This is a genomic window from Wolbachia endosymbiont (group A) of Andrena hattorfiana (assembly GCF_947179565.1).
Classification (GTDB): Bacteria; Pseudomonadota; Alphaproteobacteria; order Rickettsiales; family Anaplasmataceae; genus Wolbachia.
This window is the reverse complement of sequence record NZ_CAMXBT010000002.1, coordinates 417139-432330: the sequence shown is the minus strand read 5'-3', so window position 1 is coordinate 432330 and position 15192 is coordinate 417139. Positions and strand designations below refer to the sequence as shown.

14 protein-coding genes are annotated in these 15192 nt (G+C 36.0%); 9 read left to right on the top strand and 5 right to left on the bottom strand.

Going from position 1 to position 15192, the window contains the following annotated elements:
- Positions 1 to 119 precede the first annotated feature (119 nt).
- From OM966_RS03880 to OM966_RS03855, 6 genes are all read left to right on the top strand, one after another.
- Positions 120 to 887, top strand: coding sequence for a hypothetical protein (locus OM966_RS03880; protein WP_264328881.1), 768 nt, complete (start codon positions 120 to 122; stop codon positions 885 to 887).
- A 95-nt stretch (positions 888 to 982) separates the two neighbouring features.
- Positions 983 to 1897, top strand: a complete 915-nt coding sequence (locus OM966_RS03875; RefSeq protein WP_264328880.1) for a collagen-like protein — start codon at positions 983 to 985, stop codon at positions 1895 to 1897.
- Complete coding sequence (locus OM966_RS03870; RefSeq protein WP_264328879.1) at positions 1879 to 4629, top strand: hypothetical protein; 2751 nt, start codon at positions 1879 to 1881, stop codon at positions 4627 to 4629. Before OM966_RS03875 ends, OM966_RS03870 begins: the two co-directional genes overlap by 19 nt.
- A gap of 4 nt (positions 4630 to 4633) precedes the next feature.
- Positions 4634 to 5953: a hypothetical protein gene (locus OM966_RS03865; protein ID WP_264328878.1), complete on the top strand. Its 1320-nt coding sequence runs from the start codon at positions 4634 to 4636 to the stop codon at positions 5951 to 5953.
- A 123-nt stretch (positions 5954 to 6076) separates the two neighbouring features.
- On the top strand, positions 6077 to 7057 hold the full coding sequence (gene mraY, locus OM966_RS03860; RefSeq protein WP_264328877.1) for a phospho-N-acetylmuramoyl-pentapeptide-transferase: 981 nt from the start codon (positions 6077 to 6079) through the stop codon (positions 7055 to 7057).
- Positions 7058 to 7063: 6 nt separating this feature from the next.
- Entirely contained in the window at positions 7064 to 7660 is a 597-nt protein-coding gene (locus OM966_RS03855; protein WP_264328876.1) for a ribonuclease HII, read from the top strand.
- 14 nt (positions 7661 to 7674) lie between these two features.
- On the opposite strand, the gene virB9 is transcribed toward OM966_RS03855, so the two are convergent.
- From virB9 to OM966_RS03840, 3 genes are all read right to left on the bottom strand, one after another.
- Positions 7675 to 8460, bottom strand: a complete 786-nt coding sequence (gene virB9 / locus OM966_RS03850) for a P-type conjugative transfer protein VirB9 (RefSeq protein ID WP_264328875.1) — start codon at positions 8458 to 8460, stop codon at positions 7675 to 7677.
- A 187-nt stretch (positions 8461 to 8647) separates the two neighbouring features.
- Complete coding sequence (gene mlaD, locus OM966_RS03845) at positions 8648 to 9103, bottom strand: outer membrane lipid asymmetry maintenance protein MlaD (RefSeq protein ID WP_264328874.1); 456 nt, start codon at positions 9101 to 9103, stop codon at positions 8648 to 8650.
- Positions 9104 to 9105: 2 nt separating this feature from the next.
- On the bottom strand, positions 9106 to 9420 hold the full coding sequence (locus OM966_RS03840) for an NADH-ubiquinone oxidoreductase subunit NDUFA12 family protein (protein WP_064125427.1): 315 nt from the start codon (positions 9418 to 9420) through the stop codon (positions 9106 to 9108).
- Positions 9421 to 9484: 64 nt separating this feature from the next.
- On the opposite strand from OM966_RS03840, the gene OM966_RS03835 reads away from it, so the two are divergent.
- The 3 genes from OM966_RS03835 to purF are packed head-to-tail and all read left to right on the top strand — an operon-like array spanning position 9485 to position 13511.
- On the top strand, positions 9485 to 10951 hold the full coding sequence (locus tag OM966_RS03835; protein WP_264328873.1) for a proton-conducting transporter transmembrane domain-containing protein: 1467 nt from the start codon (positions 9485 to 9487) through the stop codon (positions 10949 to 10951).
- A 45-nt stretch (positions 10952 to 10996) separates the two neighbouring features.
- A complete protein-coding gene (gene rodA, locus OM966_RS03830) occupies positions 10997 to 12100 on the top strand; it encodes a rod shape-determining protein RodA (protein ID WP_264328872.1) in 1104 nt (367 codons plus the stop codon).
- Positions 12101 to 12125: 25 nt separating this feature from the next.
- On the top strand, positions 12126 to 13511 hold the full coding sequence (gene purF / locus OM966_RS03825; RefSeq protein WP_264328871.1) for an amidophosphoribosyltransferase: 1386 nt from the start codon (positions 12126 to 12128) through the stop codon (positions 13509 to 13511).
- 19 nt (positions 13512 to 13530) lie between these two features.
- Here purF and OM966_RS03820 read toward each other — a convergent pair whose 3' ends face one another.
- Positions 13531 to 14040 (bottom strand): DNA-3-methyladenine glycosylase, encoded by a 510-nt coding sequence (locus OM966_RS03820; protein WP_264328870.1) that lies wholly within the window; start codon positions 14038 to 14040, stop codon positions 13531 to 13533.
- 63 nt (positions 14041 to 14103) lie between these two features.
- Positions 14104 to 14904 carry a hypothetical protein gene (locus OM966_RS03815; protein WP_264328869.1) on the bottom strand — a complete coding sequence of 267 codons (801 nt, stop codon included), beginning with the start codon at positions 14902 to 14904 and terminating at the stop codon, positions 14104 to 14106.
- Between the last annotated feature and the right edge of the window lie 288 nt (positions 14905 to 15192).

Sequence of the window (15192 nt, the reverse complement as noted above, 5' to 3'; positions counted from 1 at the left end):
GAAAGAAATTCAAGTGTAACAATTATTTTATAACTATATTTACATATCACCATTATTAATAAATAATTAGTGTTTGTAAATTAACTGTGTCTAAAACATAGACCACAAAGGAAGGGAAAATGCGTTTTAAACTAGAAAAGGAAGATGCCCCAGGTAAAGACTGTAGTAACGCACCTCGTTATCTGATAACTACTAAAGTAAGAGTAAATAGCGAAACAACAGTTAGTCTACCTACTACATCTTACGTTATTATTGATGAGCCTATAGATCAGCGCCTTATTGTGATTGACCATAGCTGTAGCACACACAAGGTGCTGAATGGTTTATTTCAAGGACTACAACTAAAGCTAGAAAAAGTAGGAGATGACAACAAGTTAGCTTTGGTTACTGACTCAGGTGAATATTACTATTATTACCATAATGGCAATATTATTAGTATAGCTACTATTGATTTTATACCTCAATCCCGCAAGAATGGTGAATATGTTCATGTATATGATTATGATACACGTTCTATAAAATTTAAACCACTTGAAAGTAGTAAGGTTTTAATAGATCCAAAAGATGTAATAAGTAGTAAAAATATGAGTCTTATTGGCAGTAGACTTGATATACGAATTGGAGACAATGTTTTTAAAGAATCACAATCTGAATACAAATTTTATAAGAGCGTTGAAATACATAACTCCACTGGTAGTAAGGTTGGTATGTTGAATAATGTTGTTCCAATATTCGATTGGAGAAGTGATGATTTAAAATTATTTCCTTTTCATGAAATAAAGAGATTGAATGTGAAAAATAGCTATTTCGCAACAGAAAAGTTAGGCAGCAATTATGTTGGTTGCATATCGATGAAAATGGCGAATGCAAAAACTTCTATTCGTTAAACCCTAATTCTTTTGGGTATAAATACGATCATAACTTAGCTTTATATCCTTATTATTATAACTTAGAAAATTTTGGTAACTTTTTGGAGGTTGATGTGGTGAATACTAGAGAATTTGAAGACTTAAAAGCAGAAGTTCAATATTTAAAAGAGCAAATTGAGCAATTAAGACATAGAGAACAAGTAGAAGGAATGCCTAGACTTCCAGGTTATCCGGGTCAAAAAGGTGAGCCAGGAAGAGATGCAAAGCCCGAGGATGTGGAAGCTATTTTATTATCAAGTGAAAAAATCAAAAAATTCGCAAACGTGCTGTTTTATACACCTATAACTGAATTAAAAGGTAAAACACTTAGTAACTATGTTACTCAAGACCTGCCGAAGAGAATTGTAGAGAATAAGGACTTTAGAAAAAGTATAAAGGGTAAAAAAGGCAATCAAGGATTAAGAGGAGAAGTTGGTTCTCCAGGTCCAGTAGGTCCTAAAGGTGAGCTAGGTTCTCCAGGTCCAAGAGGGGATAAAGGTTGGACAGGTCAGAAGGGAGAGCCAGGTTCTCCAGGTCGAAAAGGTGAGCAAGGTCCTCTAGGTCTAAGAGGTGAGCAAGGTTGGACAGGTCCTAAAGGTGATAAAGGTGATTATGGTCTTCCAGGTCTAAAGGGAGAAAGAGGCGAAATTGGAACTCCAGCAAGATCTGGAATAAAAGGTGATAAAGGAAATACTGGTCCCAAAGGAGCAGATGGAGAGAGTCCAACTGCTGATAAAGTTGCTGATAAGGTTGTAGGGAGCGATACATTTATACAGAAAGTACTGCTAAAACGTATGATAGATGAAGGAGATCGTACTTACACTGGGAAGACTTTAGCTGATAAAGTTAAAGAGAAGTTAAAACAGGACCCACAATTCACGAATAATATAAAGGGAGAGCCAGGTCAAAAGGGAGAGCAAAGTGCACCAGGAAGGCAAGGGTTAAATGGAATGCCTGGAGCAAAGGTGATATGGGTCTTCCAGGTCTAAAAGGTGAAAAGGGTGAAATAGGTCTTCCAGGTTTTCCAGGCAGAAATGGTTCTTCTGGTCATAAAGGTGAGCCAGGTCTACAAGGGTATCCAGGTCCCAAAGGGGATCAAGGTCATCCAGGTCTAAACGGGTTGCCTGGAGAGAAAGGTGACAAGGGTGATCAAGGTTATTTGGGTTACGGCTATCCAAGCCAAAAGGGTGAGCCAGGTGCACCTGGCTCACCAAGACTAGATGGAATGCCTGGAGGACCAAAAGGTGAAAAAGGAGAAGCTGGTGGCCCACAAGGTCCAAAGGGAGAAAAGGGAATGCCAGGGTTGAGTATAACGAGTCCAAAAGGAGATCGTGGAGAACCGGGATTGAAAGGCTCAAAGGGGGATATAGGGCCACAAGGCCCAAGTGGAGCGAAGGGTGATCAAGGGCCTAAAGGCAAACAAGGTGATTTAGGGCTTAAAGGGCCACAAGGCCCAAGTGGAGCAAAGGGAGAGAAAGGTAATGAAGGTAGTAGTGGTCCTAAAGGGCTGAGAGGTTGGAAAGGTGAATCTGGTTTGCAAGGTAAAGAAGGAGCGCAAGGTAAAGCTGGTAAAGATGGAACCACGGGTTCTAAAGGAGCAGATGGAGCTCCTGGTCTTAGAGGTCCAGTAGGTCCAAGAGGCTTTAATGGTACGCAAGGTGTACAAGGAAAAAAAGGTGATCTTGGTCTCAAGGGAGATAGAGGTGAAATTGGAGCACCAGGAATGGATGGATTGCCAGGTCTACAAGGCTTTAATGGCACGCAAGGAGAAAAAGGTGCTCAAGGTCTAGTAGGTCCTAAAGGTGATAAAGGAGATTCAGGTCCAGTAGGCCCTCAAGGAGTAGATGGTGCTCCAGGTGTGTCTGGTAATAAAGGGGATGCTGGTCCAAAAGGCGATATGGGTGATAAAGGAGATACCGGAGCGCCGGGTACGGCTGGATTAAAAGGTTCAAAGGGGAATATAGGCCCACAAGGTCCAAGTGGAGCAAAGGGAGCGCAAGGTAAAGCTGGTAAAGATGGAACCACGGGCTCTAAAGGAGCAGATGGATTACCAGGAATGCCTGGATCAAAAGGTGACCAAGGAAATGCAGGTCCAAGAGGACCTCAAGGAAATAAAGGTGATCAAGGTTTAGTAGGTCCACAAGGTTTCAAGGGAGATAAAAGAGAACAGGGTATACAAGGTCCTAGAGGTTTCAAGGGCCTCTCTGGTTCAAGAGGCGCAAAGGGTGAACAAGGGCATAGTGGCATGGATGCAAATCCTGAAGAAGTTGCAGATAAGCTAGTCACTACTAGAGCCACTGGGTTTAAGGAGATGATGCTTAACTTCACTGATTCCAGTGGAAAAATGTTAATGGAAGAACTTGCAGGCAGTTCAAGTCTGCATACTGGGGTTGCACAAAAATTAATTGACAATGAAACCATTGCGAATAAAGTACTTGAATATCGTGATAAAGGTGGAAATTTACTGCTAGAGCAACAGATTATAGGAAGACTTTATGATGAAAATATTCACGAAGGAATAGCTACTAAACTAATTGATGGCAGAGCTCAAGATTTAGCAGACGCGTTACTAAGTAGTGCTGACAATGATACATTGGTAGAGAAACTTGCAAACAGTACTGAGCTAGTAAAAAGCATTTCAGAAGAATTAAAGCAAAATCCAGGAAAAGTTCAAGGACCAAAAGGTGATAAGGGAGCAGATGGAGCGCCAGGAATACCTGGAGAAAAAGGTGACGTAGGTGAAAAAGGAGATACTGGATTACAAGGGATGCCTGGAATTCGTGGTCTAAAGGGAGAAAGAGGTGATATTGGATTGCCAGGAATGGATGGAATAGGTGCTGCAGAGGCTGATCAGTTTCTGCGCAAGATGAATCAAACAAAACTTGAAATCCAGAATGCTCAAAAAGCAGCAGAGGTAGCTAAAACCGCTTCTGAAAAATCTGCCAAAGAAGCTCAAGACGCTGAAGGTAATGTTACAAAACTACACGATAAAACAGTGAATTTAACAAAAAGAGCTGAAACTTTAAAGAATAAAGTAGTGCAATTGCAACGAGACACAGAGGCTTTGCATCAAGACACAAAGGAATTCTACAGTAAAGCAAGAGATATCTTTTGTAAAACAAAACCTACAGATCAGGTTTGTACTGCACGTAGAAAGAAGAGGGAAATTAAAAATTTAGACAATCTGCCAGTGACAAGTGGAGCAGGTAGACCAACTTCATTTATATCTCAAGTAATAAATTTCTTTTATCCTTTTGTAAAACAAGATGAATATAAAATAGAGAATAAAATACAAGAGCTTAATCAAGTGGCAAAAGTAATGGATGCAGCAGATATTGCTATAAAATTTGAAAAAGTATTAGAAGAAACAGCTTCAAAATGCGGCATTCCAAAGAAAAGCCTAAATTTTGATCCAGTAAAACTACAGTCAACCATTCTAGATAGGTCATTATTTAATGATGAAAGTCGTAACGAGCTGTTAAAACTCTTATATTTATCTGCAAAAAAATCATGTCCAAATTACAAACAAACTGATAGATTTTTGACTACTTTCAAAGATCGTATGGAAAGAACATTAGAAAACAATGAGCAACAAAGGGGGTTTGTTAATATTGAGAAAACAGCAACAGATAACGAGCAGCCAAGGAGTTTTATGAGCGATGTCACTCCTCCAAGTAGTTTCAAGGCGATTGATCTAAAGGCTGTTAATTGTTTAAGGTAATAGTATGGGAAATACATTTAGAATAGATAATAAAGATCCGCTCTATAAGAAGCTGATTAAACTTCCTACTGCATATTACAGGTTAGAGATTAATAACAACAAGTATACTATCCATTCACACATTGGTACGGCTGAGTTGGGTGATACTATTAATGATGTAAAGTTACAGAGGCAGGGTGATGAAATAGTTTTATGTACAGAAGACTCAGCTCTGAAACTAAATGGAGGAAACTTTGTTATAGAACAAGAAGCTATCATAGGTGAAAATCAGGAGAATATTATAAAACGGCTTCAATCAGGAGAAGAAGCATTAATTTCACGCAAGAACATAAAAGGTAGTGAAAATTTCGCTATTGATTTTATAATTAGTAATTACGATGGAACTGAGTTAAATGGAATGCTAAGCTTCATCAATTTTAATGATGAAAATGATCCAGTACTACAGAAGATCAAAGGAGAAAATGGTGGACTTTATTTTACAATAAAAGATGACAATATCTATATATCAGACAAAAATGGAAAGTGTCTTCCAGTGTGTGAAGATGGCAGCTGCTATAAGTATCAATACACAAAAGATAAATGTGATGTATCAACAATAATAGGCAATTTAACCGAGACTAACAACAAAAAGCAGAAATTCACTTTGCAAAAAGGGGAAGAGTTATCGGATAACATCTATGAAGCAAATGTTGCCTTGAATGATAAGCCCATAGCTACTTTACCAAAAATAGGTTACTACATGCTCGATGATCAATTGATTATGCGTAATCATGTTACACAAGAGAAGGTAGTTATCCCAAGAGATTTTCACTATTTAAAAGTTGTTAAATTTAATAATGATGATTATAAATTAACGTTTTGTAATTTTTTAGGTAATGAATTCTTTGAATACAAAAAATACGATCCACAGTATTCGAACGTTTCAGATGAATATAAATTCATCAGTTTAAATTGTGCGAAAAAAGAATGTAATCCGAATCTTTGGGAATTATTTAGTCATCGACCATCGTTTTTTATTACAGAAGAATCTCCTGAACCAGGCTCTCCAGGTCACCATTCAGTTGCCGTGTTCGAATTCATAAGTGGTAAAAAAGGTAGGAAAATGGCCACATTAATTGATGAACTTGGCTCTTTCAATAAAGAGGGTAAGTTTCAGTATTGTGATTACCATACAAAAGCAGAGTATGGTGTTTATGATTCTTCTGAGATTAATCTAAAAGAAATGTATACATGGACAGATGCAAATAGCGAGTTTTACTTTACAAGAAATGATGAAATAGAAAACGACAATATAATTCTTCATACTATTCAAGAGTTATTGTAATTATACGCACCAAATTAGGAAAGAATGAAGTGAAAAAGGAATAATATGGTCAGGCTATAGGATGACAGAAGTTGACTTTATTAGCTATAGGTGGTATGATACTTAGTCAATTTAAGTAAGCAGATGATCTTAGCTATAAAAGTATTTTTTACCTCATTTGTTTTTGGATTTATTCTTTTTCCCTATTTTATAAAGCTTCTAAAAAAAATAAGTAAAGATGGGCAACCAATTAGATCATGTGGACCAGAAAGTCATTTAATAACAAAAAAGAATGTACCACCTATGGGCGGAATAATAATACTGATTTCTTCTTTATTACCAATTTTACTCTGGGCTCAGTTAACACCAGAAATCTTGCTGCTGATATTGATAACTCTATTTTTTGCTCTACTTGGATTTATTGATGATTATTTAAAATTGAAGACAAATCACTATCGAGGTTTAAGTGCAAAAACCAAAATACTTATTCAGTTTATTGTAACTCTGGTTAGTATGTCTATACTTAAGCTATACTCTGCTGAAGGTTTTACAAAAATGTCCCTATTTAAAGGAGTAATAATCGACTTTGGCTATCTATATGTTCCATTCGCTGCATTTGTAATTGTCGGCTCTGCTAATGCTGTGAATCTCACAGATGGTTTGGATGGCCTTGCTGCAACTCAAGTCATCACTTCCTTTGCTTTTTTGGGGCTAATTGCATATATAACTCAAGCAGATATGAATATTACTTTATTCTGCATTGCATTTATAGGAGCTATTTTAAGTTTCTTGTGGTTTAACACACATCCAGCAAAAATATTTATGGGTGATGTTGGTAGCTTGTCGGTAGGCGCAGCTTTAGGGTTAACTAGTGTCCTAATTAAAAGAGAAATGCTTTTTGCCGTTATTGGAATAATCTTTGTAATAGAGACTCTATCTGTGATTATTCAGATATCATATTTTAAATATACAAAGTTTAAATATGGAGAAGGAAAAAGAATTTTTCTTATGGCACCAATACATCATCACTTTGAGAAGAAGGGATGGTCAGAAAATGTAATCGTTATGAAATTTTGGATAATTTCTATTATCTGTTCAGTTTTTACTATAACTTTCTTATTATAAAAACCTATGAAATACCCAGACTTTACATTAGAAAATAAATTATCAGGAGTGATAGCAGGAGTGGATGAAGTTGGAAGAGGTCCACTAGCTGGTCCAGTAATATCCGCAGCCGTAGTGTTTATTGATAGAAATACAATTATTGATGGAATCAACGACTCGAAAAAGTTGACTCCTCAATTTAGGCAAGTCCTATATGAAAAAATAACATCCGTTGCAAAATTTGGTATAGGAATGGCAAGCGTAGAAGAAATAAATTCATACAATATCTTGCAAGCAACAAAACTTTCAATGAAACGTGCGTTGATAGACCTGGACCTAGAATTAGATTATGTGCTAGTTGATGGTAATCAACCACCTGAAGTGAAATGGCAAGTGAAATCCATAGTAAATGGTGATAATTTGAGTACATCAATTGCAGCAGCTTCAATCGTTGCAAAAGTTACGAGAGATCGGCTTATGCAAGAATTGCACAATAAGCATCCTGAATATAATTGGTATAAAAATAAAGGATATGGGACAAAAGAGCACCTTAACGCTATTGGCCTTTATGGAATTACAGAACATCATAGAAAAAACTTTGCACCCATATCTCGGGCACTATAGCCTTTAGATAGTAATCACTTACCTTTTTTGAAAGGCATGTTTTCATTAAATAGGCAAACTGTACTTGATCCATTCCTTAAGGTAAACACTGAACACACCCTTTCGATTATCAGGTAGTTGTCATCTGTACGGAAGTTTACTAAAGACTCATACCCTGCAGAATCAACCATAAAAACTGCCGGGAAATCAGAGTTTATTTTATTGAATTGCAGGTATGTAAATTTTCCGTCATCAAAAACCTTCATTGGTATTATTGACTGACTGCCTTTAACGTGCGAGATGGAATAATTAAAATTTAAGCCCTTCTTTACAACTTCAATGTCGTTTATATCAGGAATAATGATATGACTAGCTTGTTCGAAGATATCGCCGTTATTTGTTGTGTAAATCTCATCACTGCTAAATAATGGATAAAGAAACCTTACTTCATATGCTAATCTTGGATCATCCAGTCCAGTTGCTTCTTCAGCATGAAGTTCAAAGTAATAAACTCTTTTATTGGTAATTATAGTTGCGTTAGTATCGGCAATATCATCTATAGGCTTAATAAACAATCTGTTACCTTGAGGAAGGAGTTGCCAACCAGTTGAATCACCCATTGAAAGGTTTTGTATTACCTCCCCTGGTTCAAACAATATGCTGGATTGATAACCATAAAAACCCGTATACTTATGTATAGCTTGTGGGTTATAATTTATTACCTTTATGTGATTATCTCCAGCTATTGAACGTGGCTCCTGTTTTGCAAGTGCATCACTACCACAAAAAAACAACAGTACGGCAAACAGTAAACCAATCATAATATCAAAATAAATTAATCTTCATTTTATCATTGATAGACATGCACTGCAACTGTTAAGCTGTACTATAAACCCCAATTATAGGTTAGAAAGGGGTAGAAAAGGCAAGAAATAAGGCAAACTCCTTAAATACTTTAGAACTACAGGAGGCTTCACCTGAACGGATATACTTGGAATCCTGCCATTTTCACTTCGTAAACATACCAAGAATTCTGTCCATTATTCCACCCATATTTGCTTCAGCTTGAGTATATTCTATTTTACCACCGTGCAAGATTAGTTTAATATCTGATCCAGGTGATATATTAACAAATTTACTGCCAACAACTCCACTGCTAGTGATCAGAGCTGAGCTATCAGCTGGCAACTTTATATCTCGGCTTACGCACATATCGATTCGTGCTACGTAGGTAGCTTTGTCAAGTGACACACCAGTTATGCTTCCAACGTCCACACCAGAGATCTTGACACTATCACCAACTCCTATACCGTTAGCGTTAGCAAAAAGACCATATATTTTATAGCAATCCTTATAGTTTTTCTTTATGTAAGATAGCTTATCAATAGCAAAGAAAATCAGAAAAATAGTGAAAACTAATACAAATAATCCAGCGGTTATTTCAAGTATATTTGACCTTCGCATCTTTAGTTATCAGGACTCCAGCTTTTATAGTAATTTTTCACTTTTTGGTTTGGATAGTATGCATCTTTTGTACCCGTTAAATTAGGAGTATGTTTTACTTTTCTTTTTTTATTATTAACTGGTACTACATTATCAGTATAGTGAAGCCATATATGCCATTCCGGAGGCACTGTTGTAGGCTCAGAAACACTGCTATACATAATCCACCTTTTCCCTTTACTTGATTCATAGTAAGAATTTCCATTTTCATCTCTGCCTACAAATTTATCTTCTCTTCGTAATAGGCGTTTTATTGCGTTACAAATTTTAGATAACATAAGAGTATTAAAACAAAAAGTATTATATATACTAATACTTTAACGATATATTAACAACAATTTAATGCAATTACCAATTTTACAAGTTATTATACCAATAATTGCATCAATGTTTTGCTTTCTTACCAAGAAACACAAGGTATCTTGGTTTATTTCTTTTATTGCAACAACAATCACTCTTATCATTTCATCGATACTACTCGTTAAAACATATAGAGGCGAGATTATAACTTATCACCTTGGAAATTGGGCTCCTCCGCATGGAATAGAGTTAAGAATCGACGTGTTAAACTCCTTGATTCTAACTTTGGTGAATTTTATAGCGCTGATTAGCGTGCTTTATAGCTTTTATATTAACGAAAAAGAAATTAGCAAAAACAAAATCACTGGTTTTTACTCTCTATTTCTACTGTGCTTAAGCGGACTGCTCGGGATTCTAGTAACAAACGATATATTCAATCTTTATGTTTTTTTGGAAATTTCATCTCTTTCTTCTTATGTATTAGTTTCAATGGGAAGGGATAAAAAAGCCTTGGTTGCAGCATTTGAATATCTAATTAGTGGCACTATAGGGGCAACGTTTTACTTGTTTGGTGTTGGGCTTTTGTACTCCATGACAGGAACACTCAATATGTCTGACATGGCTGAAAGAATAGTTCCATTATACGATAACAACATCATAAAACTTGGCACATTGTTCATTTTTGTTGGTCTCTCAATTAAAATGGCACTGTTTCCATTAAGCAGGTGGCTGATTAATGCATATAGTGAGGCGCCAAGTTTCATTAGCATATTCTTTTCAGGCACAGTGACAAAAGTGATGATATATGTTTTCATTAGGATCTTCTATACTGTTTTCCATCAGAATTTCTTCTTATTTAAACCATCACTAAGCAACGTGATAATTATCCTCGCACTTTGCGCTGTTATATTTGGGTCAATATCTGCAATAACTGCAAAAGACATAAGAAGACTGCTTGCTAATTCTAGTGTTAGCCAAATTGGTTATATAATTTTAGCACTGAGTTTTAACTCAAAAACAGGTGTATTTGCAGCAATTCTTCACATAGTAAACCACAGCATAATAAAAACATCTTTATTCATGGCTGCAGGATGTATTTCTTACAAATTTGATACAACAAAAATAGAGAATTTATCGGGACTCAAGAAATCAATGCCTTATACAGCACTTGCGTTTACTCTACTTAGTTTAGCATTAGTCAGTGTGCCACTAACAAATGGCTTTGTAAGCAAATGGTATATAATGAAAGCAGTTATAGAATCTCGCGCGTGGATTTCCCTGATAGCTTTTGCTTCCGGTTCTTTTCTTGCACTAATATACATGTGGAAGATGGTAGAGAAAATGTATTTTGAAAATGGTGCAGCATCAAGCGCTGGAATGACACCGGACAAAATTAATGATGTGCCATTTCCTATGCTTTTTTGTCTATTGTTTATGGCAGCTTTAACAATAGTAACTGGATTATATAGCACTCCAATTCGGTTAGTAGTTGAGAAGTTGGTTTTTTGATTTTTATCTTTGTTTCATATTTTACTATACTTTAAGGTTATAAGTGTGGATAGGCTGAAGAAGATTCATTGGTTATTAGTCATTAACGTGATAGTGCTGTTTTGCGTTGGCATTGCTGTTCAATACTCTTCTGCTGGAGGAAAGTGGGTACCATTTGCAATTCACCAAATAGTCATATTTTCCTTCTTTTTCCTACTCGCTATAGTTATGTCATTCATAGAGCTAGATTTTTATTTGAAGCACGCCTACTTTTTTTATATAGCAGCAGCGATTTCGCTATTAGCAGTAAATTTTTTTGGCTCACACATAATGGGTGCGACGAGGTGGATAAGAATTGGGTCAACTAGTTTGCAACCATCAGAATTTGCAAAAGTAGGCTTAATACTTGCGCTTGCTCGTTATTTTGATAAGCAAAGTGTGTATAAAATGATGGAATTTAAAAGATTGCTTAAGGCGGTAATAATTATTTTCTTGCCTGTATTCTTGGTGTTAAAGCAACCTAATTTAGGCACAGCTGTGATAATGTTGTTTATAGGAGCATCAATTATATTCACAGCAGTAATAAAAAGAGCTCATTTAGTAATTTGTGGGACGCTTGGCATTTTTGCAGTACCGGCTATTTGGCCTTTTTTACGTCCTTATCACAAGCAAAGGATATTGTCGTTTTTGGATTCATCAGTGGATCCACTTGGAATAGGTTATAATGCGCAGCAATCTCAGATAGCTATTGGTTCAGGAGGTTTGCTTGGTAAGGGCTTTGTTAACGGAAGTCAAACTCAACTTGGATTTTTGCCGGAGAAACGTACGGATTTTGCTTTTGCAGTGCTGAGTGAGGAGTGGGGCTTTTTAGGTAGCATGGCTTTAATTTTGCTTTATACCTCATTACTTGGCATAATTTTCTCTATCGCTTATAGGTCGAAAAATTATTTTTCTAAGTTAGTATCTATCGGGATTTTTGCTTTTTTTGGCGCTCATTTTTTTATAAACATTGGAATGTCAATAGGCCTCTTGCCTGTGATAGGCGATCCACTGCCATTTCTTTCCTATGGAGGAAGTACAACTGCTGCAAGCTTGATATGCATAGGATTATTGCTGACAATAAAAGCAGATGAACAACAAAATGCTTGTATTTCACCTATGCTAAAGTAAAATTAAACTTTACTTAATAGTTTTTATGCTAGATGAAATGCGTGAAGAATGTGGAGTATTTGGTATAAGCTGCAATAACGATGCTGCATTTAACTCTATACTTGCTCTCCACGCTTTGCAGCATAGAGGTCAAGAGTCTTTTGGCGTAGTAACCAGTAACAACGATAAGCTGCACTCTTATCACTTTCAAGGTCAAGTGAGCAGCGTATTTGATGATATAGATGAAATAAAGAAATCCTTACCTGGAGATTGTGCAATAGGTCACGTTCGATACTCAACAAGTGGTAGTAAATTTGGAGTGCAGCCCATGCTTGGCAAAAGTGGCAAATTTGGGGATTTTGCCATAGCACATAATGGTAATTTAATTAATATTTCTCCGATACGCGAACAATTAATTAAACAAGAGTGCGTTTTTCAGTCAGATATTGATACAGAAGTAGTAGTGCATCTGACAGCAAGCGGTGAAAAAGATAGCTTTTTAGAGAGTTTTATATATGCATTAAAGCAAATACAAGGTGCTTATTCTTTTGTGGCAATCAATCAAGAAGTAGTTATTGGAGTACGTGATCCATCTGGAATCAGGCCTCTTGTTTTAGGAAAGTTAAACGGTTCTTACGTTCTTGCATCTGAAACTTGTGCTCTTGATATAATAAATGCAGAGTTTGTTAGAGAAATAGAACCAGGCGAATTAGTTACCATCAGTTCGGATAGTAACCTAGCCTCAATGTTTCCTTTCCCACAGCAAAAATCAAGTTTTTGTATTTTTGAATACGTTTACTTTTCGAGACCAGACAGCATAATGGAGAATAGGTCCATATATGATATAAGAAAAGAAATAGGAAGAATACTTGCAGAAGAGAGCCCACCAAAAAACAATGTAAATATGGTTGTACCAATACCTGATTCTGGAATACCTGCAGCTATTGGATATGCAAAGCATTCAGGATTACCTATGGAACTGGGGATAATTCGTAATCATTACATAGGAAGAACTTTTATACAACCAACCGCTGAAGTACGTAAAGTTAGAATAAAATTAAAATTCAATGCTAATAAGCACACTTTGAAAGGTAAAAACATAATTTTAATAGATGATAGTATAGTGCGTGGTAGTACGCTCAGAAATATAATAGTTATGCTAAAGGATGCAGGAGTAAAAGAGATTCACCTCAAAATTTCAAGCCCACCAATTAAGCATTCTTGTTTTTATGGAATAGATACGCCAGAGTGCAAAGATTTAATTGCTGCAAATAAATCTGTAGAGGAAATTAAGGAAGTTATAGGAGTAGATAGCCTAGCCTTCTTGAGTATTGATGAACTATATCAGGCTGTTAAAGGAGAGGTGCGTAACAATGCTACACCACAATATTGCGATGCTTGTTTCACTGGTGATTATCCGATTGGCAAGTAGTCTACGCAAGATCTTAAGTTTAGAAAATCTTAAACCGCCAAAATTTCTCTTGGCCTTTACTAATTCCGATTCTCGGAGTGCAAATATAATCTGGTTTGAGGTGAGATTCATAAATACAAAATTTGTGGCTTATAGTAAGGTCCAGTTTATTGTGTTCTTTTGTAATGTTTAATCTTTTGCACAATATTCCTGGTCCGCCTAAGTTTGCTTCAAGCGGTTCAATGAGCTTTAATCCCCGTATTAACACTGCTGCTGGGAACCCTTCTGCTTCTGTTACAATATTTAAACAGTAATACATTCCATATATAAAATACACGTATGAAAACCCCGGCATACCAAACATTACTGAGGTTCGGTTAGTATAGCCTCTTGCCGCGTGACAAGCTGGGTCATTCATTCCTATATAGACTTCAACTTCGGTTATTATTCCACTAAAGTTAGAAAATTTGAGGACTTTTCCCAATAACTCTCCAGCTACAGTTAAGGTCGGCCGCTCGTAGAAATTTCTTGGTAGTATTATGTTGCTCATTATAAGAGTATAAGTTACTTGCAAATGCAAGCAACTTATACTAATTATTACTTTTGTTTTTTCTTACTTACTTATTTGAGCAGCAGGAGCTTGATGCTTTTGTGTTGTGCTCTCTGTTACATCTGTTGAAGGTTGCGGAAAAACTTTCACTGCTTCAGAACTTTTTTGTTGCAATTGTGTTTGTGGCAATTGTGATGCTAATGCTTCATGTAAAGACTTTGGTTCACGTCTCTTGCCTACTTTTACTTCTTTGTTTGCACGTAACTGTTCCTCAGTAACACCGTTGCTTTCAAGGAGCTTTACACCATTCTTATTGTCAATATTAATTTTAATTTTACATTCTTTTCCATCAACATACCACTTTAAAGTCATTTCATATAATCCACTAATTATTTCATAAACTCTTTCCTCTTTATCATTAATATAGCAACATGCCCCTCTCTTTTTTTCCTGATTAGAATGATAAAATGTAATTGTTTTTACATTGTACTTTTTACATATATTACCACTCAGAAGTTTAGCTATATCTACTCCTTCTTTACTAACATTCAACACAACTCTCACGGAAGGGTAAACAACATTCCCTTCCCTTTTGCCTTCTTTTATCATTATGGACCCTATGGTATTATTTTTCATACCTTCAGATATCTCTGATTTAATTTGGTCAGCAATTTTGCCTACAATCTCTTTGCCGTGATACTTAGATTCTCCTTTCTTTGGAGAAAAAGGTTTCTGGTTTGTGGTATTGGTAGAAGGGTTGTTCTGTAATGCAAAGAACTTATTCCATTCTTCATCGCTTTCTAACTCGACATATTTACGCTTATTCTTGTCTGGTGTTGATTTAGGTATATCCTGAGTGCTCAAATCGCTAGGAAGTCCTTTTGTTTTATCAGAATTACCGCTCTCCTTTGCTTTATTACTTAGAAGGGTAAGATGCTCTTCTGGCTTTTTCTTATCCGGTTTTAAGTTGTATCATCAGAAAGAAGTCCCTCCACCATAGGCACATAAGGAGCTTTAACTTTATCCTCATTGTGGAAAAATAGAATAGTTTTTAGGAATTCTTTAACCTTACCTAACATATACCCTCCATTATTCTTAATATATAAATGTTAGAATATAGATACCACGCCAATTAGTCAATATAAATTATGA